General features: G+C 63.1%; 19 protein-coding genes. 11 read left to right on the top strand and 8 right to left on the bottom strand.

Going from position 1 to position 18,566, the window contains the following annotated elements:
• Nucleotides 1-154: 154 nt before the first annotated feature.
• Nucleotides 155-400: a hypothetical protein gene (locus JQ624_RS38340; protein ID WP_249129246.1), complete on the top strand. Its 246-nt coding sequence runs from the start codon at nucleotides 155-157 to the stop codon at nucleotides 398-400.
• A gap of 20 nt (nucleotides 401-420) precedes the next feature.
• Here the strand turns inward: JQ624_RS38340 and JQ624_RS01440 are convergent, their stop codons facing one another.
• Together JQ624_RS01440 and JQ624_RS01435 are read right to left on the bottom strand one after the other, a co-directional pair.
• Complete coding sequence (locus JQ624_RS01440; protein ID WP_212417046.1) at nucleotides 421-1,542, bottom strand: amino acid ABC transporter permease; 1,122 nt, start codon at nucleotides 1,540-1,542, stop codon at nucleotides 421-423.
• 4 nt (nucleotides 1,543-1,546) lie between these two features.
• Nucleotides 1,547-2,773, bottom strand: coding sequence for an ABC transporter permease subunit (locus JQ624_RS01435; protein ID WP_249129244.1), 1,227 nt, complete (start codon nucleotides 2,771-2,773; stop codon nucleotides 1,547-1,549).
• A 62-nt stretch (nucleotides 2,774-2,835) separates the two neighbouring features.
• Between JQ624_RS01435 and JQ624_RS01430 the strand changes: the two genes are divergently transcribed.
• The 5 genes from JQ624_RS01430 to JQ624_RS01410 are packed head-to-tail and all read left to right on the top strand — an operon-like array spanning nucleotide 2,836 to nucleotide 8,085.
• Complete coding sequence (locus tag JQ624_RS01430; RefSeq protein ID WP_212417044.1) at nucleotides 2,836-3,711, top strand: MurR/RpiR family transcriptional regulator; 876 nt, start codon at nucleotides 2,836-2,838, stop codon at nucleotides 3,709-3,711.
• Nucleotides 3,712-3,716: 5 nt separating this feature from the next.
• Nucleotides 3,717-5,066, top strand: coding sequence for an aspartate aminotransferase family protein (locus tag JQ624_RS01425; RefSeq protein ID WP_212417440.1), 1,350 nt, complete (start codon nucleotides 3,717-3,719; stop codon nucleotides 5,064-5,066).
• Nucleotides 5,067-5,079: 13 nt separating this feature from the next.
• Nucleotides 5,080-6,093 carry an amino acid ABC transporter substrate-binding protein gene (locus JQ624_RS01420; RefSeq protein ID WP_212417043.1) on the top strand — a complete coding sequence of 338 codons (1,014 nt, stop codon included), beginning with the start codon at nucleotides 5,080-5,082 and terminating at the stop codon, nucleotides 6,091-6,093.
• Between the two features lie 56 nt (nucleotides 6,094-6,149).
• Complete coding sequence (locus JQ624_RS01415) at nucleotides 6,150-6,791, top strand: aspartate/glutamate racemase family protein (protein ID WP_212417042.1); 642 nt, start codon at nucleotides 6,150-6,152, stop codon at nucleotides 6,789-6,791.
• A gap of 25 nt (nucleotides 6,792-6,816) precedes the next feature.
• A complete protein-coding gene (locus JQ624_RS01410; protein WP_212417041.1) occupies nucleotides 6,817-8,085 on the top strand; it encodes a serine hydrolase in 1,269 nt (422 codons plus the stop codon).
• 14 nt (nucleotides 8,086-8,099) lie between these two features.
• On the opposite strand, the gene JQ624_RS01405 is transcribed toward JQ624_RS01410, so the two are convergent.
• The gene (locus tag JQ624_RS01405) at nucleotides 8,100-8,414 is read right to left on the bottom strand and encodes a hypothetical protein (protein WP_212417040.1); all 315 of its coding nucleotides are present in this window, start codon (nucleotides 8,412-8,414) and stop codon (nucleotides 8,100-8,102) included.
• 217 nt (nucleotides 8,415-8,631) lie between these two features.
• Here JQ624_RS01405 and JQ624_RS01400 point away from each other — a divergent pair, with 217 nt between their 5' ends.
• Nucleotides 8,632-10,329, top strand: a complete 1,698-nt coding sequence (locus tag JQ624_RS01400) for a methyl-accepting chemotaxis protein (protein WP_212417039.1) — start codon at nucleotides 8,632-8,634, stop codon at nucleotides 10,327-10,329.
• Nucleotides 10,330-10,364: 35 nt separating this feature from the next.
• Here JQ624_RS01400 and JQ624_RS01395 read toward each other — a convergent pair whose 3' ends face one another.
• Together JQ624_RS01395 and JQ624_RS01390 are read right to left on the bottom strand one after the other, a co-directional pair.
• Nucleotides 10,365-10,742, bottom strand: a complete 378-nt coding sequence (locus tag JQ624_RS01395; RefSeq protein ID WP_249129241.1) for an avidin/streptavidin family protein — start codon at nucleotides 10,740-10,742, stop codon at nucleotides 10,365-10,367.
• A 136-nt stretch (nucleotides 10,743-10,878) separates the two neighbouring features.
• On the bottom strand, nucleotides 10,879-11,979 hold the full coding sequence (locus JQ624_RS01390; protein WP_212417038.1) for a transporter: 1,101 nt from the start codon (nucleotides 11,977-11,979) through the stop codon (nucleotides 10,879-10,881).
• Between the two features lie 386 nt (nucleotides 11,980-12,365).
• On the opposite strand from JQ624_RS01390, the gene JQ624_RS01385 reads away from it, so the two are divergent.
• Both JQ624_RS01385 and JQ624_RS01380 read left to right on the top strand, forming a co-directional pair.
• Nucleotides 12,366-12,881, top strand: coding sequence for a copper chaperone PCu(A)C (locus tag JQ624_RS01385; RefSeq protein ID WP_212417037.1), 516 nt, complete (start codon nucleotides 12,366-12,368; stop codon nucleotides 12,879-12,881).
• A gap of 637 nt (nucleotides 12,882-13,518) precedes the next feature.
• A complete protein-coding gene (locus JQ624_RS01380) occupies nucleotides 13,519-13,740 on the top strand; it encodes a hypothetical protein (RefSeq protein WP_212417036.1) in 222 nt (73 codons plus the stop codon).
• Between the two features lie 274 nt (nucleotides 13,741-14,014).
• Here the strand turns inward: JQ624_RS01380 and JQ624_RS01375 are convergent, their stop codons facing one another.
• Both JQ624_RS01375 and JQ624_RS01370 read right to left on the bottom strand, forming a co-directional pair.
• On the bottom strand, nucleotides 14,015-15,418 hold the full coding sequence (locus tag JQ624_RS01375; protein ID WP_212417035.1) for an ATP-binding protein: 1,404 nt from the start codon (nucleotides 15,416-15,418) through the stop codon (nucleotides 14,015-14,017).
• On the bottom strand, nucleotides 15,415-16,137 hold the full coding sequence (locus JQ624_RS01370) for a response regulator (RefSeq protein ID WP_212417034.1): 723 nt from the start codon (nucleotides 16,135-16,137) through the stop codon (nucleotides 15,415-15,417). The genes JQ624_RS01375 and JQ624_RS01370 overlap by 4 nt, the downstream gene beginning before the upstream one ends.
• A gap of 182 nt (nucleotides 16,138-16,319) precedes the next feature.
• Between JQ624_RS01370 and JQ624_RS01365 the strand changes: the two genes are divergently transcribed.
• Together JQ624_RS01365 and JQ624_RS01360 are read left to right on the top strand one after the other, a co-directional pair.
• Nucleotides 16,320-16,916, top strand: a complete 597-nt coding sequence (locus tag JQ624_RS01365) for a Spy/CpxP family protein refolding chaperone (protein ID WP_212417033.1) — start codon at nucleotides 16,320-16,322, stop codon at nucleotides 16,914-16,916.
• A gap of 240 nt (nucleotides 16,917-17,156) precedes the next feature.
• Nucleotides 17,157-17,891: a hypothetical protein gene (locus JQ624_RS01360; RefSeq protein ID WP_212417032.1), complete on the top strand. Its 735-nt coding sequence runs from the start codon at nucleotides 17,157-17,159 to the stop codon at nucleotides 17,889-17,891.
• A gap of 91 nt (nucleotides 17,892-17,982) precedes the next feature.
• Here JQ624_RS01360 and JQ624_RS01355 read toward each other — a convergent pair whose 3' ends face one another.
• Nucleotides 17,983-18,516: a Crp/Fnr family transcriptional regulator gene (locus JQ624_RS01355; RefSeq protein WP_212417031.1), complete on the bottom strand. Its 534-nt coding sequence runs from the start codon at nucleotides 18,514-18,516 to the stop codon at nucleotides 17,983-17,985.
• Nucleotides 18,517-18,566 lie beyond the last annotated feature (50 nt).

The raw sequence follows: 18,566 nt of genomic DNA, 5'->3' as shown, positions 1-18,566 counted from the left end.
AAGAAACGGGTGGCGGTCCGAGGCGCAGGGTTTGAGCATACAGGTTGCTATTCTAAAAGTTTTGGCCAGTCACAGCAGCGGCAGAGCGACAACAGCTTCACTCAAGAGAGACATTGCCATTCTCGCCACGAGCGGCCCCGAGTGGAGCGCGCGGATGAGACGTCTCGCCGGACGGGTTGGGACAATCGATATTCTCGCCAGCGGCCATGTGCTTTGGGATGGCGACGGTTGGCAAATCACCGCCGACGGGCGGGATTTCCTGCGTGCGCTCGAGGCGGTGACGCAGGACAACCGGCTGGCAGAAGCCGGGCCGTGTGAACTGGAAGGCGGCGAGAGCGTCGAGCGCCCGCGTGCGGCGCTGATTGTCGTCGGTCATCGCTTCAAGACCCGGCTGCGCTGACGCGCCATCCGTATCGCCCGTCAACCCGGCCGTGCCTGCGCCTCCAGATGCCGGCTGTAGCGCGACATCGCGAAGCAGAAGACGAAATAGATCAGCCCCACGAACAGGTAGACTTCGACGCTGAACGGCTGCCAGGCGGGATCGATGATCGACGTCTTCGCCGTCGTCAGCAGGTCGAAAATGCCGATGATCAGCACCAGGCTGGTATCCTTGAAGAAGGCGATGAACGTGTTCACCAGCGGCGGGATCACGTGGCGGATCGCCTGCGGCAGGATGATCAGGCCGTTCTTCTTCCAGTAGGAAAGCCCGAGCGCGTCGGCGGCGTCGTGCTGCCCTCTCGGAACGGCCTGCAGCCCGCCGCGGACGACTTCGGCGAGATAGGCGCCGGCGTACAGCACGAATGCGATCTGCGCCCGCAGCAATTTATCGATATTGACGCCGTCGGGCATGAACAGCGGAAACATGACGCTGGCCATGAACAAGAGGCTGATCAGGGGAACGCCGCGGATCAGTTCGACATAGAGCACGCAGAGCGAGCGTATCGCGGGAAGTTTGGAGCGGCGGCCCAACGCCACGACGATGCCGAGCGGAAAGCCGAAGGCGAGCCCGAAGGTTGCCAGGATCAGCGTCACCGGCAGCCCGCCCCAGCGGTCCTGCGACACGTAGGTCAATCCGGCGATGCCGCCCCACATCAGCACGCCGATCAGCACCAATGCGGCCGCCCACACCGCCACCAGTTCCTTGCGCCACCAGCTCCGCCGGCTCGACACATAGAACAGCGTAATGAATGTCAGGCACACCAGCGCCGGACGCCATTGCTCGCTGAACGGATAGGTGCCGAACAGGATGAAGCGGTATTTTTCGGGGATCACGGCCCAGCAGGCGCCGAGCCCGCGGATCGACCGGCAGGCGCCGGTCTGGTCGCCGGGCACCGACCAGATCGCATTCCAGTAGCCCCATTGCACGAGGCTCACCAGCGCCTTGCCGAGCAGGGCGATCAGGAGCACGGAAATGACGCTTGAGGTGACCGAGGCGAACAGGTTGGCGCGCAGCCAGCGGATGACGTGCCCGCCCGGGACCTTGCGCGATCGCGCGCTGTTGAACGGCAGCGGATTTTGCGGAGCATCTGATATCGACGTCATAGGCTCAGCGCTCCACCAGCGCGATGCGCGCATTGTACCAGTTCATGAACAGGCTGATGCCGAGGCTGATCGTCAGGAACACCATCATGATGAGCGCAATGGCTTCGATGGCTTGACCGGTCTGGTTCAGCGTCGTGTTGGCGATCGACACTACATCCTGGTAGCCGACCGCAACCGCAAGCGAGGAATTCTTGGTGAGGTTGAGGTACTGGCTGGTCATCGGCGGAATGATGACGCGCAGCGCCTGCGGCAGCACGATGCGCTGAAGCACAAAAATCCGACGCAGGCCGAGCGCGTTGGCCGCATCCCATTGGCCTCGTGGAACGGCCTGAATGCCGCTACGGACGATCTCGGCGATGAAGGCCGATGTGTAGGTGACGAGCGCGATCAGCAGCGCGAAATATTCCGGCGCCAGCGTCAGCCCGCCGACGAAATTGAAGCCGCGCAACTCCGGCATCGTGACGGTCCAGGACGCGCCCAAGCCAAGGGACACCAGCGCGGGCAATCCCACGAGCAAGCCCAAAGCGTAAGGCCAGAGATGGCGCACCTTGCCGTCGGCCATTTGCCGCGCCATCAGTTGCCGCCGCAGCATATAGAGCGCGATCAGCCCGGCGACGGCGGCCGCGATCACCCAGAGATTTGCTTCCGCGATCGGGACGGATGGAAGCACCAGACCCCGGTTGGAAAGAAACACTCCCTCGATCGGCTTCCACGCGGCGCGCGCCGCCGGGAGGCCCTGCATCAGCACGTACCAAAACAACAATTGCAGCAGCAGGGGAATGTCGCGCAGCAGTTCGACATAGATGGCGGCCAGCCGCGACAGCAGCCAGTTCGACGACAACCGCGCGATGCCGACCAGCGTGCCGATCACGGTCGCCAGCACGATGCCGATCACCGCGACTCGGAGCGTATTGACGATGCCGACGATGAAGGCGCGGACGTAAGGGTCCTTCGGGTTGTAGGCGAGCCAGCTGTCCGCGATCGGCATCCCGGCTTCGCGGCCGAGAAACGCGAAGCCGGTCGAAATCCGGCGTACCGACAGATTGTGCAGGGCATTCGACCACAGCCAGCCAACGATCGCGACGGCGATCCCGACCACCAGGATTTGCCAGGCAAGGCCGATAAGCTGCTGGCGATTCAGCGAGAAGCGCAGCCGCCTGCGGCGTGAGAGGTCGGGCGTGGATGTCGTCACAGCACAAGGATCCTTCTGGCGACAGCGATCTTCGGCCATGCGTCCCGGAGGGGCGCATTTCAAATGTTGCACCAAAAATAGTTTTATGCAACATTTGTTTCATGGCGCAGCCGCAACCGAAATCCTCGCCGCTCAACGAATTATGCAGCGCCTTGCCGTCGCTTCCGGCGCGGCTGCAGCAGGTCGGGCGCTTCGTCGCGGCCAATGACTACGACGCCACCACGCGTTCGATGCGCGATCTGGCTGCCGATGCTGGCGCCGATCCCGCCGCCTTCACGCGTCTGGCGAAAGCGTTAGGTTATTCCGGATGGGACGAGTTGCGCGCCGCGCTGACCGAAGCGCGCCGGCCGGCGCAAGCCCAGCCCTTCTCGGCCCGCACCCGCTCCGGCCGCAAGGGGCCCCACGCCGAAATCTCGCTGGTCGCCGACAAGCTGGAAGCCGAGGCGGCAGGCCTTGCGCGTATCTCACCCGGCTCGGTGGCCGAAGCGGCCAAGGCCTTGAACGCGGCACGACGGATCTGGATCGCCGGTTTTCGTAGCTGCCGCAGTGTTGCGGAGCTGCTCAACTATCAGCTTCGGCTATTCCGCCCTGACGAGGCGCATCTGGTCGGCGGCTCCGGCCCCGAAGATCTCGATCTCAGCGCTTTCCACCGCGGCGATGCCGTGGTGGTCATTGGGTTTGCGCCCTATTCGAGGGCAAGCGTGCTTTCGGCGCGCGCCGCACATGATTCCGGTGCCGCGATGATTGCGATTGCCGACACGGTAACGGCGCCGATGGCCGAAGGGGCCGATCACCTGTTGCTCTTCGAGGCGGCTTCGTCGCCGGGATTCTTCCCGAGCCTGACCGGCGCCATTGCGATTGCGCAGTCGCTTGCGGCGGTCACCTTCTCGCTGGGTGGTGCTGCCGCCAAGCGTCGCCTTGAGGAGACCGAAGGCCGGCTGGCCGCGATGTCGCAATATGTTGCCGAGAAGGGTTGACCGTTATGGGCGTCAGCAAGAGCCGGGTGCTGCATCGAAACCTGCGTGAAACCCCTCCCAAGGCGATCGGCGGCGAGGGCGTCTGGCTGATTGGCGAGGACGGCCGGCGGATTCTGGATGCGTCCGGCGGCGCTGCCGTCTCCTGTCTCGGCCATCAGCATCCGCGCGTGCTCGAGGCGATGTCGCGGCAGGCGTCGAAGCTCGCCTATGCTCATACCAGCTTCTTCTCGTCGGAGCCGGCCGAAGCGCTGGCCGAGAAGCTCGTCGGCCACGAGCCCGGCGGGCTCGCTTACGCCTATCTCGTCAGCGGCGGTTCGGAAGCGATCGAAGCCGGCATCAAGCTGGCGCGGCAGTATTTTATCGAAGCCGGCCAGCCGCAACGCCGGCGCTTCATCGCGCGCCGCCAGAGCTATCACGGCAACACGCTGGGTGCGCTCGCCGCCGGCGGCAACGCCTGGCGCCGCGAGCCCTACGCCCCGCTACTGTCAACGGCCTTCAGCCATGTGACCCCGGCCTTCGCCTATCACGAAAAACGCGACAGCGAATCCGAGGCGGATTTCGTCGTTCGCCTGGCGGCCGAGCTCGATGCGGAATTCCAGCGCCTTGGTCCGGAGAACGTGGCGGCGTTCATCGCCGAGCCTGTTGTGGGCGCGACCGCCGGCTGCGTGACGGCGCCGGAGGAATATTTCCGCGCCGTCCGCGAGATCTGCGACCGGCACGGCGCGCTCGTCATCCTCGACGAGGTGATGTGCGGCATGGGCCGCACCGGCACGCGCCACGCCTGGGAGCAGGAAGGCATCGGGCCCGACATCCAGGCAATCGCCAAGGGCCTCGGCGGCGGCTATCAGCCGATCGGCGCCATGCTCGCGAGCGCGCGCATCGTCGATGTCATCCGCGACGGTTCGGGCGCGTTCCAGCACGGCCATACCTATCTGGCGCACCCGCTGGCCTGCGCCGCGGCGCTTGAGGTGCAGCGGGTGATCGATGACGAGCAACTGCTCGACAGGGTCAAGACTCTCGGCGCTCAACTCGAGCGGCGGCTGACCGAGCATTTTGGTAATCACCGGCATGTCGGCGACATCAGGGGTCGTGGCCTGTTCCAGGCCATCGAACTCGTTGCCGACCGCGCCACCCGCGCGCCGTTCGATCCGGCGCTGAAATTGAACCAGCGTATCAAGGCGATCGCCTTCGAAGGCGGCCTCGGCTGCTATCCCGCGGGCGGATGCATGGACGGCCGCAGCGGCGATCATGTCCTGCTCGCGCCGCCCTATATCGCGACGCCGGACGATATCGACATGATCGTCGACCGCCTGGGCCAGGCAGTCGACTTAGCCTTGAAGAGTGTGGGCCATTAGCAGGAGGAGCAGTATGAAGAGGATCGTCATCGCTACAGGCTTGCTCGCCGCGTCATGCTTGGCGGCGCAGGCCGCCACGCTGGACACCGTCAAGCAGCGCGGCATGCTGGTGTGCGGCGTCAGCGCCGGTTTTGCCGGCTTCTCGACGCCGGACTCGCAAGGCAACTACAAGGGGCTCGACGTCGACTATTGCCGCGCGTTGGCGGCCGGCGTGCTCGGCGACGCCACAAAAGTGCGATACGTCGCGCTCACGGCGCAGAACCGCTTCACCGCCCTGCAATCGGGCGAAATCGACGTGCTCTATCGCAACTCGACCCAGACCTATCTGCGCGGCGCGACGCTCGGGCTGCGGCAGGGGCCGGTCAATTTCTACGACGGCCAGGGGTTCGTCGTGCGCGCCGACGCCGGCGTGAAGGATCTCAAGGGGCTGAACGGCGCCACCGTCTGCGTCGCGCAGGGCACCACCCACGAAGTCACGCTCGGCGATTACGGCCGCGCCAACGGGATCGAATGGAAGCCGCTGGTGTTCGACCGTACCGACACCATGTACCAGACCTTTTTCGGCGGGCGCTGCGATGCCATGACCCAGGACGCATCAGCGCTGGCCGGCGCGGTTACCACGGCGGCCTCGAACCCCGCCGACTATCTCGTCCTGCCGCAGACCATCAGCAAGGAGCCGCTCGGGCCTTTCACCCGCAACGGCGACGAGGTGTGGACCGATATCATCGCCTGGCTGCATTACGGCCTGATCGAGGCGGAAGAACTCGGCGTCACGGCTGCCAAAGCTGACGAGATGGCGAAGTCCAGCAGCGTCCCGGCCATCCAGCGGCTGCTCGGCACATCGGGCGACCTCGGATCGCGGCTCGGCCTCGACAACAAGTGGATGCTGCAGGCGATCAAGGCGGGCGGCAATTATGGCGAGATCTTCGAGCGCAATGTCGGCAAGTCGAGCCCGCTGAAGCTCGATCGCGGCCTGAACGCGACCTGGGCCAAGGGCGGCCTGATGTACGCCCTGCCATTCAAGTGAAGCGACGCTGCGGCGCTGTGGGTTGACACCCATTGCGCCGTAGCCAGACTGCCGCCATGCGCATCAGCCTGATCCACGCCCTGAAACACTCGATTGTGCCGATCGAGGCCTCCTTCGCCAGGCTTTGGCCGGACGCCCGCCTGATGAATCTGCTCGATGACAGCCTGTCGGCCGATCTGGCGCGCGACGGCGCGCTCACCGACGCCATGACCGAGCGCTTCCTCCGGCTCGGACGCTACGCGGCCGGCACCGGAGCGGACGCGATCCTGTTCACCTGCTCCGCCTTCGGCCCCTGCATCGAAGCGGTCGCGCGCGCACACGGCCCGATGCCGGTGCTCAAGCCCAATGAGGCGATGATCGAGCAGGCCGCCGCGCGCGGCCGCAGAATCGGGCTATTGTCGACGTTTCCGCCGACGCTGGCCTCGATGCCGCCGGAGTTTCCGCCGTCGATCGAACTGGTGCCGAAATTGGCGGAAGGCGCCATGGCCGCGCTCGATCGCGGCGACCGCGCGACGCATGATCGTTTGGTCGTCGAATCTTCAATAGATTTGCGCGATTGCGATCTGATCGCGCTGGCGCAATACAGCATGGCGCCTGCGGCAGAACGGGTCGCCGAGGTAACCGGGCGGCCAGTGCTGACGACGCCCGACAGCGCGGTACTGAAATTGAAGGGAATGCTTACCGCCGGCCGCACTTAGGTTCCAAGGCGTTGAGGGGGGCGCGATGACAGTGCGGTTCAGTCGACGCGATACGTTGTTGCGAACGGCAGCCGTCGCGGCGGCAGGCCTGATCCCCGGCACGGCCAACACCGGCCTTGCAGCTCCACTCCGCACGCCGTCCCGTAGCGGAGAAATCGACGCCATTTTGCAGGCTCGGGTCGATGCGACAGACGTGCCAGGCGTTGTTGCCATGGCCGCAACCGAGCATTCGGTGATCTATCAGGGCGCATTCGGCGCGAGAAGCATGGGCACGGTTGCCAGGATGTCGGCCGATACGGTGTTCAGTATCGCGTCAATGACCAAATTGCTGACATCCGTCGCAGCGCTGCAGCTCGTCGAAAGGGACAAACTCAAACTGGACGAACCGGCGGCAAGAATTGATCCGACGCTCGGGTCGCCTCAAGTTCTCGATGGTTTCGATGTGCAAGGGGCCCCACAACTGCGCGCCGCGCAAAAGCCTGTCACGCTACGCAATCTGTTGACGCACACATCCGGGCTTAGCTATCAGCTTTGGGACACGAATGTCGTTCGCTACGGCAAGACGTCTCGCAACGATCCGGCGCTGCCGCGTACGCCGCTGATGTTCGATCCGGGTACCAGGTGGGCCTATGGCGCCAGTCTCGACCGGGTCGGTCGGCTCGTTGAAATCGTCAGTGGGCAAAGTCTGGATCGCTATTTCCGCGACCACATCCTCGGTCCGCTCGGGATGAACGAAACCGCTTTTTCGCTCACGGAGAAGCAGCGCGCGCGCCAGGCAAGTCTGCATTTGCGCAAGCCGGATGGTACGCTTGTGCCGCAGCCTTTGGTGAGACGAACGGAACCGAAAGTGATTTCTGGAGGCGGCGGCATCTATTCCACAGCGCCGGATTATCTGACTTTGCTCCAGGCGCTGTTGAATGGCGGAGCACTTGCCGGGAAGAGCATCCTGCGGCCGCAGACGGTTGCGCTGATGTCTACCAATCAAATCGGCAACCTTGACGCGGGAATTCTCAAGACAACAAATCCGGTATTGTCCGACAATGTCGATTTCTTCCCGGGAGTCCGGCTGCGGTGGGGGCTTGGCGATATGATCAATATCGATCCGGTGCCTGATGGCCGCCGGGCAGGCAGCCTGACATGGGCCGGGCTTTACAATACCTACTATTGGATCGACCCGGCGTCGCGAATCGCGGGGGTGATCATGATGCAGATATTGCCGTTCGCCGACCGGCGTGCGCTTAACGTCTATCGTCTATTCGAGCGCGGTATTTACCGGGTCCATAGGGCAGCCTGAACTCGGGCGCCGCTTCAATCGTCCTTCTTCTTGGCAGGCTTTTTCGCTGCCTTCGCAGCCTCAGCCGCTTCCTCGGCTGCGTTCCTGATCGCCCGGGCGTAACTATCGGCGGTGTTTTCCGCCGAATTTTGCAGCCGCTTGGCCGCGGCCGTGCCGAGCAGCATCGTGCTCTTGGCGACCAGCCGGAACTGATCCCGGGTCTCCTTGTCCTTCGCCTTGGCCGCGCGGGCCAGGATCTGGTCGCGCCGTTTCTTGACGGCGGCCATTAGGCTCTTGTTCTGCGCTTTTGCGATTTGCCGGATGACGACGTCGAGATCGGCTTCAGCCATTATGGGTCACTCTTATCGCGGCCAGCCGTCCGCACGGTGCGGCGATCATTGGCGGGTGATGTTGGAAGGATAGGCGCACCATTGTGTCGCCGCAGCGCTGTCATTTCAAGCGCCGATTCTCGCGATCGGACGTCGCGGGCCATCTGCGCAACCCGCCGCTAACATTCGATTAACGTTGTATTGGTACGAATCTTCAACCAACAGGAAGGCCAGCGGCATGCGTAACCTCACCGTCTATCAGCGTTTTGCGACGATCATTGCGGCGCTGACGATCGTGCTGTTTGCCGTCTCCGCCCTGCAGATCCTGGTGTTGCGCGATGCGACCCTCGACGAGCGGCGCACCACGGTCCGCGATCTCGTCGAGGCGGCGACGAAGGTTCTCGCCCACTATGAGGGTGAGGCCAAGGCCGGCAGGATGGAGCCGGATAAGGCGCGCCAGATGGCCTTTGCCTCGATCAGCGCCATGCGCTGGGGCGAATACTCGGACTATATCGGCGTCTACGGCACCGGAAGCGCCGACGCCGGCGTCACCTACGTGCATGCCAATCCCAAATACATCAACGTCAACCGCTGGGACTTCAAGGACAAGAGCGGCAAGCTGCTGATCCAGGACATCGTGCGGACGGCGCGCGCCGGCGGCGGCTTTGTCGAGTATCTGGCGCCCCGGTCGGCCGGTGGCGCCGAACTTCGCAAGGTTTCCTATGTCGGGGCCTTTGGCGCGGGCGACAAGCTTCTGGCGCTTCAGGCAGGCGCCTATGTCGACGATATCGACGCCGTGGTCTTTCGCCGCATGATCTGGGCCGGGATTGCCGGGCTGGCCGGCCTGGCCATCGCGGCATCCGCGGCGTTCTGGCTTGGCCGCGGCCTGGTCGGCCCCCTCAACAGAACCTGCGCGGCGATGGACGAACTGGCCAAGGGCAATCTTGCGGTCGACATTCCGTTCGTCGACCGGACCAACGAGGTCGGCCGGATTGCGCGGAGTCTGCAGGTCTTCAGGGATCATCTGGTCGAAACGACGCGGCTCCGCACCGAGCAGGAAGAGATGAAGGTCCGTTCCGTCGAGGAGCGGCGGACGGATCTGTCCCGTATCGCCGACGACTTCGAGCGCAGCATCGGCGGGGTGATCCGGGGCACCGCCACCGCCGCCGACGAGCTGCAGAATTCCGCTTCGTCGATGTCCACGATTGCGGTGGGGACGACGGATCAGAGCGCCAAGGTCGCGGCCGCGGCGGAGCAGACCGCATCGAACGTTCAGACCGTTGCGGCTTCAGCGGAGGAGCTGTCGTCCTCGATCCAGGAGATCTCGCGGCAGGTCACCCAGTCTTCGTCAATTGCCCAGAACGCGGTCGGACAGGCCAACCGAACCGAGGCCATGGTCGGGCGCCTGGTCGAGGCTTCCCAAAAGATCGGCGAGGTCATGGCGCTGATCCAGACCATCGCGGGTCAGACGAACCTTTTGGCCCTGAACGCAACCATCGAGGCCGCCCGGGCGGGCGAAGCCGGCAGGGGTTTTGCCGTCGTGGCCAACGAGGTCAAGGCGCTGTCGTCGCAAACCGCCAAGGCCACCGACGAAATCACCAGCCAGATCCAGGAAATTCGCGATGCGACCGGCTCGACGGTCAACGCCATCCGCGAAATCGGCACGACGATCGGTCAGATGAATGAAATCACCGGCTCCATTGCTGCGGCCGTCGAGGAGCAGGGCGCTGCGACCAACGAGATTGCCCGCAGCGTGCAGCAGGCGGCGCAAGGCGCCCAGGAGGTGATGCAAAACATCACGGGCGTGCGCGAAGCGTCAGGCAAGGTTAACGCTGCCGCGACCCTCGTCCTGAACGCGGCCGCGCAACTGACGTCGCAATCCGAGCAGCTCGAGACCGAAACCGGCAAATTCCTCGGCAACATCCGCGCGGCGTGAGCGGCCGCGCCAACCATGTACAAGCGCCGCGAAAGCTAGATCCGTTCGAAAGTATCAGCGCTTGTGGTCATCGAACGCCACCAGCTCAGCTTCTCTATTTTTCCTGGCTGCCCCGCCGCGGCCTTGATTGCTGCGTCGGCGACCAGGAACCACAGAGTTTCCATCTTGCCGTTTCGCAGAAGGCCCGTGTACGAAACGACTGCGTCCCCCGCCGCCGTCCTGCCCCCGCCTGCGACACTGATGCAGTCGCCCTGATGGACGCCAAACATTGGAATCGTTTGGCCGTGAAAGCCGCTGTCATCCAGGGCAGTACGGAATGAGCCGATGATTTGCCCGTCCGAATCGTCCGTGATTTCGAGCACGGAGCCATACTGGTTTCGCCATTTTCCTGTCCACGTCAATGCGTCCTCCATTTTGCTGCGCGCTCCCGCGGCTAAGAATGTGAAACGCAATGATGCAATCGCGGTTTCCGGCTTCGGACCCGGCGGACCTCGAATTGTCGTGAACCATATCAGGACGTGACAGCCGAACGGCCGCCGACCCGCACGTTCAATTGAGCCGCGCGCCGATCCCGGTGAGGATGCGAAAATCCGGCTTGGACTGAATGCCGTTGTGCTGGTTGATGATCGGCACGCCGACGGAGACGAAGCCCGAGAAGCGATCGAAGCCCACGCGCACGCCGGGTGAAAGATAGACCGTAGTGCCGCCGGAATTGGGATCCGGAATGCCGGCGATCCGCTGCTTGTCGTGCCACTCGCCATTGAGCTCGAGAACGAGGTCGAGCGTGTAGGGCGTCCTCATCATGTCGCTGTGGTCGTGATTGGCGTGATAGAGACAATGCTCCTGCAGTTGGTTGCGGGGCTGCATGCAGTATTCGTGCAGCTCCACCTCCTTCGACGAGCCGGTGGCGCCGACCAGGCGATACGACACCGCGGTGCCAAACAGGAAGCGGTCGCCGAGATTGGTGTTCTGGGTGCCGGTGCTGATCAGATAATAGAGGCCGCTCACGTCGAACGACCAGCGGCCCGTGCGCTTGGTGAAGGCGGCGCCGAACAGGCCGTCCCACGAGCCCGAGCCCGGCTGAAATTCGGCCTGGAAAAGCTGGCCGGCGGCGTCGCGCCGGTCGGTGCTGCCGGTCGGCGCCTTGAAGCCGAACAGCACGGCGGCCGACGTGCCGGTCAGCGCGTTGTTGTGAAAGCGGTATTGCCCGAGCATGGTCACGTCGCCGAAGCCTGCCGAGTTACCGCGCCGATTGATGCCGTCGGGGCTCATCAGGCTGCTCATGTCGTTCGAATTCATCATGCCCATATGGCCGCCGCTCAGCATGTCTTCTCCGGGTTCGCGAATGTCCGAGCGGCGGACGCCGGCGGTGCGAACGGCAACGGTCAGGTCGTTGGTGATGCCGTAGGCGACCGAAAGCGAGACGGCGTCGATCGAGCGGATCGAATGCGCGTGCGTGCCTTTGCTCGCCGCGGCGAGCAGGTCGGCGTCGCTGAGCTGGCCCAGCCGGATGAATTCGTAGCGGACCGATGCGGCGATCAGTCCTTCGGAAAGCGTGTCGGCCGAGATGGTGTTGATGGGGCCGCCGCTACCGGTGTTGCCGCCGCCGCCGGGATGATGCGCTTCTGCAGGAGCTGCGAGAAAAAACATGATGGATGAAAAGAGGCCGGCAGCCGGCCTTGCAAGATACGCACACACATACGCCCCCATTACTGATGCGCGACGATTAGCCATCGCAATCGGGCGCGAGATTGACTGGATCATGCGAGAAGCGCGGCCTGCTCGCGACGGAAGGGGAGCGGAAAAGCGAAGGTGTTATCTCGGGTGCGGCATCCGTGCGACTGGCGCGTGTTGAGCGAATGGCGAAAGGGACGTAGCTCGGTTGCCGGTTGTGCTTCCGATTTTTTCGCGCCGCGGTGCGGTGGCCGCAATCACGTCCGGCGGCAGCCGCAATCACGGCGAGCACCGGCCGTAATCGCGTCTGATTGTTTCTCTACTCGTTTTGGCTGTCCAGCGCGGTTCGGAGTAGGACAATTATGACAACCATCGTCAGAGATATCTTTGTGTTTATTACAGCGGCCATTTTCGTCGCAGCTGCTGTGCTTATTACGACCGGGGCTGGCGCGCACGAGTTCAAGGTCGGCGCCCTCGACATCGGTCACCCCTGGTCGCGCCCGACCCCGAAAGACGCCAACGTTGCGGGCGGCTATCTCATCATCACCAACAAGGGAAAGACCGCGGATCGCCTGATCGGAGGCGCCTCGCCCGCGGCGAGCCAGATCGAGGTGCACGAGGTGGTCGACGTCGACGGCATGACGAAGACACGCCCGCTCGCCAACGGCATCGAGATCAAGCCCGGCAAGACCATAGAGCTCAAGCCCGGCGCGCTTCGTATCGTGCTGCTCGGCCTCAAGGAGCCATTCCAGCTCGGCCAGAGGATCAAGGGCACGCTGGTGTTCGAGAAGGCCGGGCCCGTCGAGATCGTCTACAACGTCGAGGAAAATCCCGGAGCCGCCGTCAGTGGCGTCATGCAACAGCACAAGCACCATTAAGGTGCGGCTTCGTTGGTTAGAGCGCGAGCGCTAAGGGTCTCTGGCTCCGCTCGTTCACATCTCGAAACAGCCTCGGAATAGATCGCGCGTATCCGCGAGCGGCGGGTTCGTCGTGGGGGCCGAGACCTCTGGGGCAAAATTCGAACAACGCCGCGTCGTCGCGATCGGCGAAGGCGGGTTACCGAACGTGGCACTCTTCACCCAGGGTCCTTACCAGTGTCCAGCTCAAACCAAATGTCAGCCATCGCGGCCGCCAGCCTGCAGCCGTCGCCGCAAAGCAGGCGAGTGGCTTGGCCGTTCGCTGCCACGATGTTGTGCGCGTCGCTTCTCGGCATCGGGCTCGCATACTGTGCCCGCACACTGCTGCCCGCGTGGGGGCTTGATGGGGGAATCGCGTCTTTCTTGCCGGGCGGCGTCGTCTGTTCGGGCGGGAATTCGTCGGAGCCGCCGGTGACCGCGAGCGCAGACGAGTGAAGCGGTCGAGCTTTCGGACTCCAAGGGGCCACGCCGGGTCCATCCGTTGAGCGTCCGTCGTCAACCGTTCGGAAACCACGCGAATTCTCTTCCACTCCCGCTAACTAATCGAAAATCGTTCTGCCGCAAGTTCGTGCCCGGGAAAGAAAGGGGAGATCCGAACATGAACGGCATGGCCATCCTGGAAAACGTTCGTCGATACCGCACCATCGCGTCATTGTACCGCCAAACTGCGGCCTTCCGCCCGCTTCATAGCGGCTCGCTCCTGGCGCAAGCCAGGGAATGGGAGCATCGCGCCGTAGCCGAGCTGGAAGCCTACTATGAGGCTTTCTGTTACGCCGCTTCCGGCAATACCCCGATCCATTCCGCAAGCTGCGCCCCGTAGGCCGACGGCAGGCGCTCCGGAAAGGTACGCCCCGCGGGTTCATTAAGAATTGCGGCGGCGCGTGGCGCTTGTTGGCTGGAATGAGCCACTGTCGCCTGTCGAAATTCTTCGCGATTGCCCTAGTCGGACGCCTGATATGGACAGCGGCCTATCTGGGACTTGGCTACGGCATCGGGGGCCTGACTGGCAGACTGCGACCAGCTTCCTGACGACCTCAGTGTTCTCATTTTGTTGCTGGTAGTGCTTCTGGCGGCCGGCGTGATCACCAATATGGTCAGGCCGGTAGGCTGACACGGGCACGCAAGCCGCCTTCCGACCGGTTTGAGAGTGTCAACTTGCCCCCATGCGCCTGGATAATCGACAGCGCGATCGCCAGCCCGAGACCGATTCCGCCGGTTTCGCGGCTCCTTGAGCCTTCCACGCGGTAGTACGGCTGAAACACGCGGACAAGTTCGTCTTCGGGAATTCCGGGCCCTTCATCATCGATCGTGATCTCGACCGCCTGCGGTGTCGAGCGGATCGTTGCGTGCGCCCGCTTGCCGTATTTCACGGCGTTGTCGATTAGGTTGGCTATCGCGCGCTTCAAGGCAACCGGCTGGCATTCGCACACAATAGACTGCGCAGGCGCCATGGCGACCGGTAGCCCGGTGTCGGCCATGTCGTCGACCACGCTGGCGAGGAGTGCCGTAAGGTCGGTTCGGCGATGCGGCTCCGCCATTGCTTCATCGCGGGCGAATTGCAGCGTTGCAGCGATCATGGAATCCATTTCGGCAATGCTGGCCAGCATCTTGTCCCGCTCCGACGCATCCTCGACATGTTCGGCGCGAAGCCGCAGCAGCGTCAGAGGCGTGCGCAGATCGTGCGAGATCGCGGCGAGCATTCGCGTCCGATTTTCCATGAGGCTGCGCAGACGCGCCTGCATAGTGTTGAAGGCCCGCGATGCTTGTCGCATCTCGATCGTGCCGGTCTCGGGCATCGGAGGCGCATTCAAATCGCTGCCGAGCTTTTCGGCCGCAGACGAGAGCGAGGCAAGCGGTCCCGTCACACGTCGAACGACCCATATGGAGATGACAAGAATAATGATCGCCATCAGCCCCATCGAAAGGAGGAATTGCCTCGAAAAGGCCGGTCCTCCCTGCGGCAACGCGGTGGCGAAGGAAAGCCACTGACCATCAGATAGCGGAATCGCAACCTGCAGCTCGCGGAATCCTCCGAAAGGACCGAAGGCACCAAAGCCATGCATCATCGGACCCCGCCCCATCATAGGGTGCCAGTTCCCGAAAACGGATCCGGAGCGAGCGGGCCAAGGGGCTGACACGCGAGGTTGCTGCGCTGACCCGAGGGAAAGCTGATCGACGAGAAAGTCGCGGATCGCGTCGGCGACCTGCCCGTCATCGTCACCTGACGCCATCGCGGGAGGCTTGGCTGAGAGCGCGACGCGGAATGTCTGGTCGTTCAAGGCAGCGACGATCCGCTCCCGCGACGCGCGTGGCGTATCCTGTACAAGTCGAGTCAGATTGGTGATCCGCTGTGCAGCGGCAAATCCGCCGACGGCGCGGACGGCCTGTTCACGATCCAGGGTATAGATCCAGGATCCCGCCGCATGCGAGATGACCAAGCCGACGAGCAGAGCAAGCAGCGTTTGGCCGAAGAGGCTCCTTGGAAGAAATCCGCTCATCCGCGCTTCACCGCAGGCGCAAACATGTACCCGCCGCCCCACACCGTCTTGATGATCTTGGGATCAGTGGGGTCGAGTTCGAGCTTCTTGCGAAGCCGGCTGACCTGAGTATCGATGCTACGATCAATGGCGTTGGCAGCCCGCCCACGCGCCAGATCGAGCAGTTGATCGCGGCTCAGCACATGCTGCGGACGCTCGACCATGGCAATCAGCAGATCATATTCGCCGGTGCTTAGCGGCACCGTGACCCCGTCATCGCGAAGAAGTTCGCGTGTGCCGGTGTGCAGTTGCCAGCGATCGAAATGGTAGCGCTTGGGACGGTGATCGACATTTGGCTGCACCGTCTTGTCCCGACTGCGCCTCAGCACCGCCTTGATGCGCGCGATGAGTTCGCGGCTGCCAAACGGCTTTGGCAGGTAGTCGTCGGCGCCCATCTCCAGGCCGATGACGCGGTCAATCTCGTCGCCTTTGGCCGTCAGCATGATGATCGGGATGTTGGACTCGCTGCGAAGCGCGCGGCAAAGCGAGAGACCATCCTCACCCGGCAGCATCAGGTCGAGGAGGATGAGGTCGATTCGGCTGTTGGCCAGCGCCTTGGTCATGGTGCGGCCGTCCGCCGCCGAGCTGACCCGGAAGCCCTCTTTGGTCAGCGCGCGCGAGACCAGATCGCGAATCTCGCGATGATCGTCGACAACCAGAATGTGCGCACCGCTTTGCATGGGCGGAATATAGACGAAGGGCTCCCAGACGTTTCACGGAAAGTGTAACGAATTGCCTCAATCGTGGCGGTTGACACACTTTGTCACACAAAATGCGCCTTCTGAAAAACTTGGGTGAAATCCACGGTCGCTAATGCGCACCAGCAACGGACCTCTCTGTTGCCCAGGCATTGGAGACAACCATGAAGAAGAAAGTCTTGTTGATCGGCGGCGTCACGGCCGCGACTTTGCTCGCCGGAGGATGGGCCTTGGCACAGGCAACGGGCCCCGGCGGATTTGGACCCCCGTTCATGCGGGGCATCGGTCACGGCAGCATGGGCCCGGGCATGATGCCGCGCATGCACGCCATGGGCTCTGGAATGGGCCCAGGGATGGGTGCCGGAATAGGCCCGGGGATGATGGGTGGAGCGCCCGGAGCATTTGCCGACCCGGCGCAACTCGAGACACTCAAGAAGGAACTCAGCATCACGGCTGCCCAGGAGCCAGCCTGGACCAAGTACACCAAGGCGGTCCAGGATGCAGCCACCACGATGAAGACGGCACGTGAGGGCGTCAATCCTGACACCCTCGGCAAGTTGAGCCCGCAGGACCGCTTTGCGTTCGTGAGCAAGATGCGCGAGCAAGGACTGAAGCAATTCGAAACCGTGAAGACAGCCGCGAACGAGCTTCTCACCACGCTCGACGATACGCAGAAGGCCAAGGCCCAGACGAGCCTCCCCGGGCTCGCATTTGGCCCTGGTGCCATGCACGCTGCCGGCGGCCCGCCGTTCCGGCATTAAGGCCGGCAGCGCCTTCGAGCGGTATTCGGTAATCGAGAACCGCGCGCCTCTAAGTCCTCTGGACGCATCCAACGTCCAGAGGGCGGTTGCTGCGATCTGGCGGAGAAATGCAGCTCGGGCTACCCAAACAGCAATGGTCCGGCACTATCTTTTTGCGACCCACGTTAAGTGCCCCGACTGACAAACTTTGTCACAAAAAATCCCGTTCCTGAAAAACTTGGGTGAAATCCGCCCCTTCCAATGCGCGCAAGCAACGAACCCTCTGTTGCGCAGGTATTGGAGATTCAGATGAAGAAGACCTTGATCATCGGCGGCATCGCAGCCGCCATCGTGCTCGTCGGCGGCTGGGCTTTGGCGCAGTCGGCCGGTCATGGTCCGGGCGGAATGCACGGTATGGGACACCGCATGCAAGGCCACATGGGACCGGGAATGAACGGCCAAATGGGGCCGGGCATGCGCAGACAAATGGGTTCCGGCATGATGGAGATGGGCCTCGGAATGATGGGAGGCTCCGCGACCATGGATGAGCGGCGCGACCTTCATGATCTGTTCTTCAACCATCAGCGCATCAAGCGCACAGTGACGAACCTCCCCGACGGCATTCGCACGGTCACGGAATCGGACGACTCGCGGGTTGCGGAGACAATCAGGAAACACGTCGTCGAAATGGGACAGCGGGTCGAAGAAGGACGTGACCCGGGCCTGCCAATCGAAACCCCGGCCCTACATGCGATCTTCGGTCACAAGGACAAGATCAAGACCGCGTACGAAGTGACCGAGAAGGGTATTATCGTCGTCCAGACCTCGACCGCCGCGACCGCCGTCAAAGCCCTGCAGGATCATGCCGCAGAGGTGAGCGATCTTGCCCGACGCGGGATGGTTGCGGCGCATGAGGCCATGATGAAGAACGGCGGCATGGTGGCGCGCGGCATGCGTATGCGCGGTGCCACGACCGATCCGCAGCACGAGGACTGAGCTATGGGCACTGGGATCGATACGTTGCATTAAAGTTGGGGTACTGCCAACCGGTTGGTCTCTTCATAGGTTCAGGATCTGGTTGCTCATTTCACCGGCGGCGTTTGGCGATTTCCCGATAGAGCGCCTCGGGACTTACCCCGATTTCGTTGGCGACAAGCTTCCATTCGCCCTTCTCTGGGGAGCCGCCGCCGTTCCACGCGATCCAGGCATCGAGCCTCCTGGCAACCGTTTTCAACGACAGAATCTCCGAGCGGAGTCTTGCGCTTTGTAGCTCCTGCGCGAGACAACCAGCCCAAACGTCGGTGAACTCGGGGCTCTTTACGAGCAGCTTCTTGAAGCTTGCTTTCGCATATGCCCGGGTTTCGGCGGCGCCGAATGCAATGGCATCACAATGATAGGTTTCGGAGTATAGGGACGCTTCGGCCAAAATCGATCCGGGACCCGCTCTTTGCAGGATCAAGACGGATCCATCGCTCTGGTGTCGGACCAAATGGACCGAGCCAGTCAGAACGAAATGCATTTCCTTCACGGGATCCCCGCGAAGGAATAGCGACCGCCCGCCGTCAAAGTGCCGCTGACGGGCACGCAAACTCTTCAAAAATGGCTCGATGGATCGCAACATGATAATTATCATGTCTCGAATGCTTGTTATGTGGCAAGAGTTACCTGTCG

Origin of the sequence: Bradyrhizobium sp. AUGA SZCCT0283 (assembly GCF_018130385.1) — a bacterium.
Classification (GTDB): domain Bacteria; phylum Pseudomonadota; class Alphaproteobacteria; order Rhizobiales; family Xanthobacteraceae; genus Bradyrhizobium.
This window is presented reverse-complemented; position numbering and strand designations above follow the sequence as displayed.

Bases quoted from the DNA above. Each gene is read 5' to 3' on its own strand.
- JQ624_RS38340 (WP_249129246.1), top strand. From the start codon at position 155: ATGAGACGTCTCGCCGGACGGGTTGGGACAATCGATATTCTCGCCAGC.
- JQ624_RS01440 (WP_212417046.1), bottom strand. From the start codon at position 1,542: ATGACGTCGATATCAGATGCTCCGCAAAATCCGCTGCCGTTCAACAGC.
- JQ624_RS01435 (WP_249129244.1), bottom strand. From the start codon at position 2,773: ATGGCCGAAGATCGCTGTCGCCAGAAGGATCCTTGTGCTGTGACGACA.
- JQ624_RS01430 (WP_212417044.1), top strand. From the start codon at position 2,836: ATGGCGCAGCCGCAACCGAAATCCTCGCCGCTCAACGAATTATGCAGC.
- JQ624_RS01425 (WP_212417440.1), top strand. From the start codon at position 3,717: ATGGGCGTCAGCAAGAGCCGGGTGCTGCATCGAAACCTGCGTGAAACC.
- JQ624_RS01420 (WP_212417043.1), top strand. From the start codon at position 5,080: ATGAAGAGGATCGTCATCGCTACAGGCTTGCTCGCCGCGTCATGCTTG.
- JQ624_RS01415 (WP_212417042.1), top strand. From the start codon at position 6,150: ATGCGCATCAGCCTGATCCACGCCCTGAAACACTCGATTGTGCCGATC.
- JQ624_RS01410 (WP_212417041.1), top strand. From the start codon at position 6,817: ATGACAGTGCGGTTCAGTCGACGCGATACGTTGTTGCGAACGGCAGCC.
- JQ624_RS01405 (WP_212417040.1), bottom strand. From the start codon at position 8,414: ATGGCTGAAGCCGATCTCGACGTCGTCATCCGGCAAATCGCAAAAGCG.
- JQ624_RS01400 (WP_212417039.1), top strand. From the start codon at position 8,632: ATGCGTAACCTCACCGTCTATCAGCGTTTTGCGACGATCATTGCGGCG.
- JQ624_RS01395 (WP_249129241.1), bottom strand. From the start codon at position 10,742: ATGGAGGACGCATTGACGTGGACAGGAAAATGGCGAAACCAGTATGGC.
- JQ624_RS01390 (WP_212417038.1), bottom strand. From the start codon at position 11,979: ATGTTTTTTCTCGCAGCTCCTGCAGAAGCGCATCATCCCGGCGGCGGC.
- JQ624_RS01385 (WP_212417037.1), top strand. From the start codon at position 12,366: ATGACAACCATCGTCAGAGATATCTTTGTGTTTATTACAGCGGCCATT.
- JQ624_RS01380 (WP_212417036.1), top strand. From the start codon at position 13,519: ATGAACGGCATGGCCATCCTGGAAAACGTTCGTCGATACCGCACCATC.
- JQ624_RS01375 (WP_212417035.1), bottom strand. From the start codon at position 15,418: ATGAGCGGATTTCTTCCAAGGAGCCTCTTCGGCCAAACGCTGCTTGCT.
- JQ624_RS01370 (WP_212417034.1), bottom strand. From the start codon at position 16,137: ATGCAAAGCGGTGCGCACATTCTGGTTGTCGACGATCATCGCGAGATT.
- JQ624_RS01365 (WP_212417033.1), top strand. From the start codon at position 16,320: ATGAAGAAGAAAGTCTTGTTGATCGGCGGCGTCACGGCCGCGACTTTG.
- JQ624_RS01360 (WP_212417032.1), top strand. From the start codon at position 17,157: ATGCGCGCAAGCAACGAACCCTCTGTTGCGCAGGTATTGGAGATTCAG.
- JQ624_RS01355 (WP_212417031.1), bottom strand. From the start codon at position 18,516: ATGTTGCGATCCATCGAGCCATTTTTGAAGAGTTTGCGTGCCCGTCAG.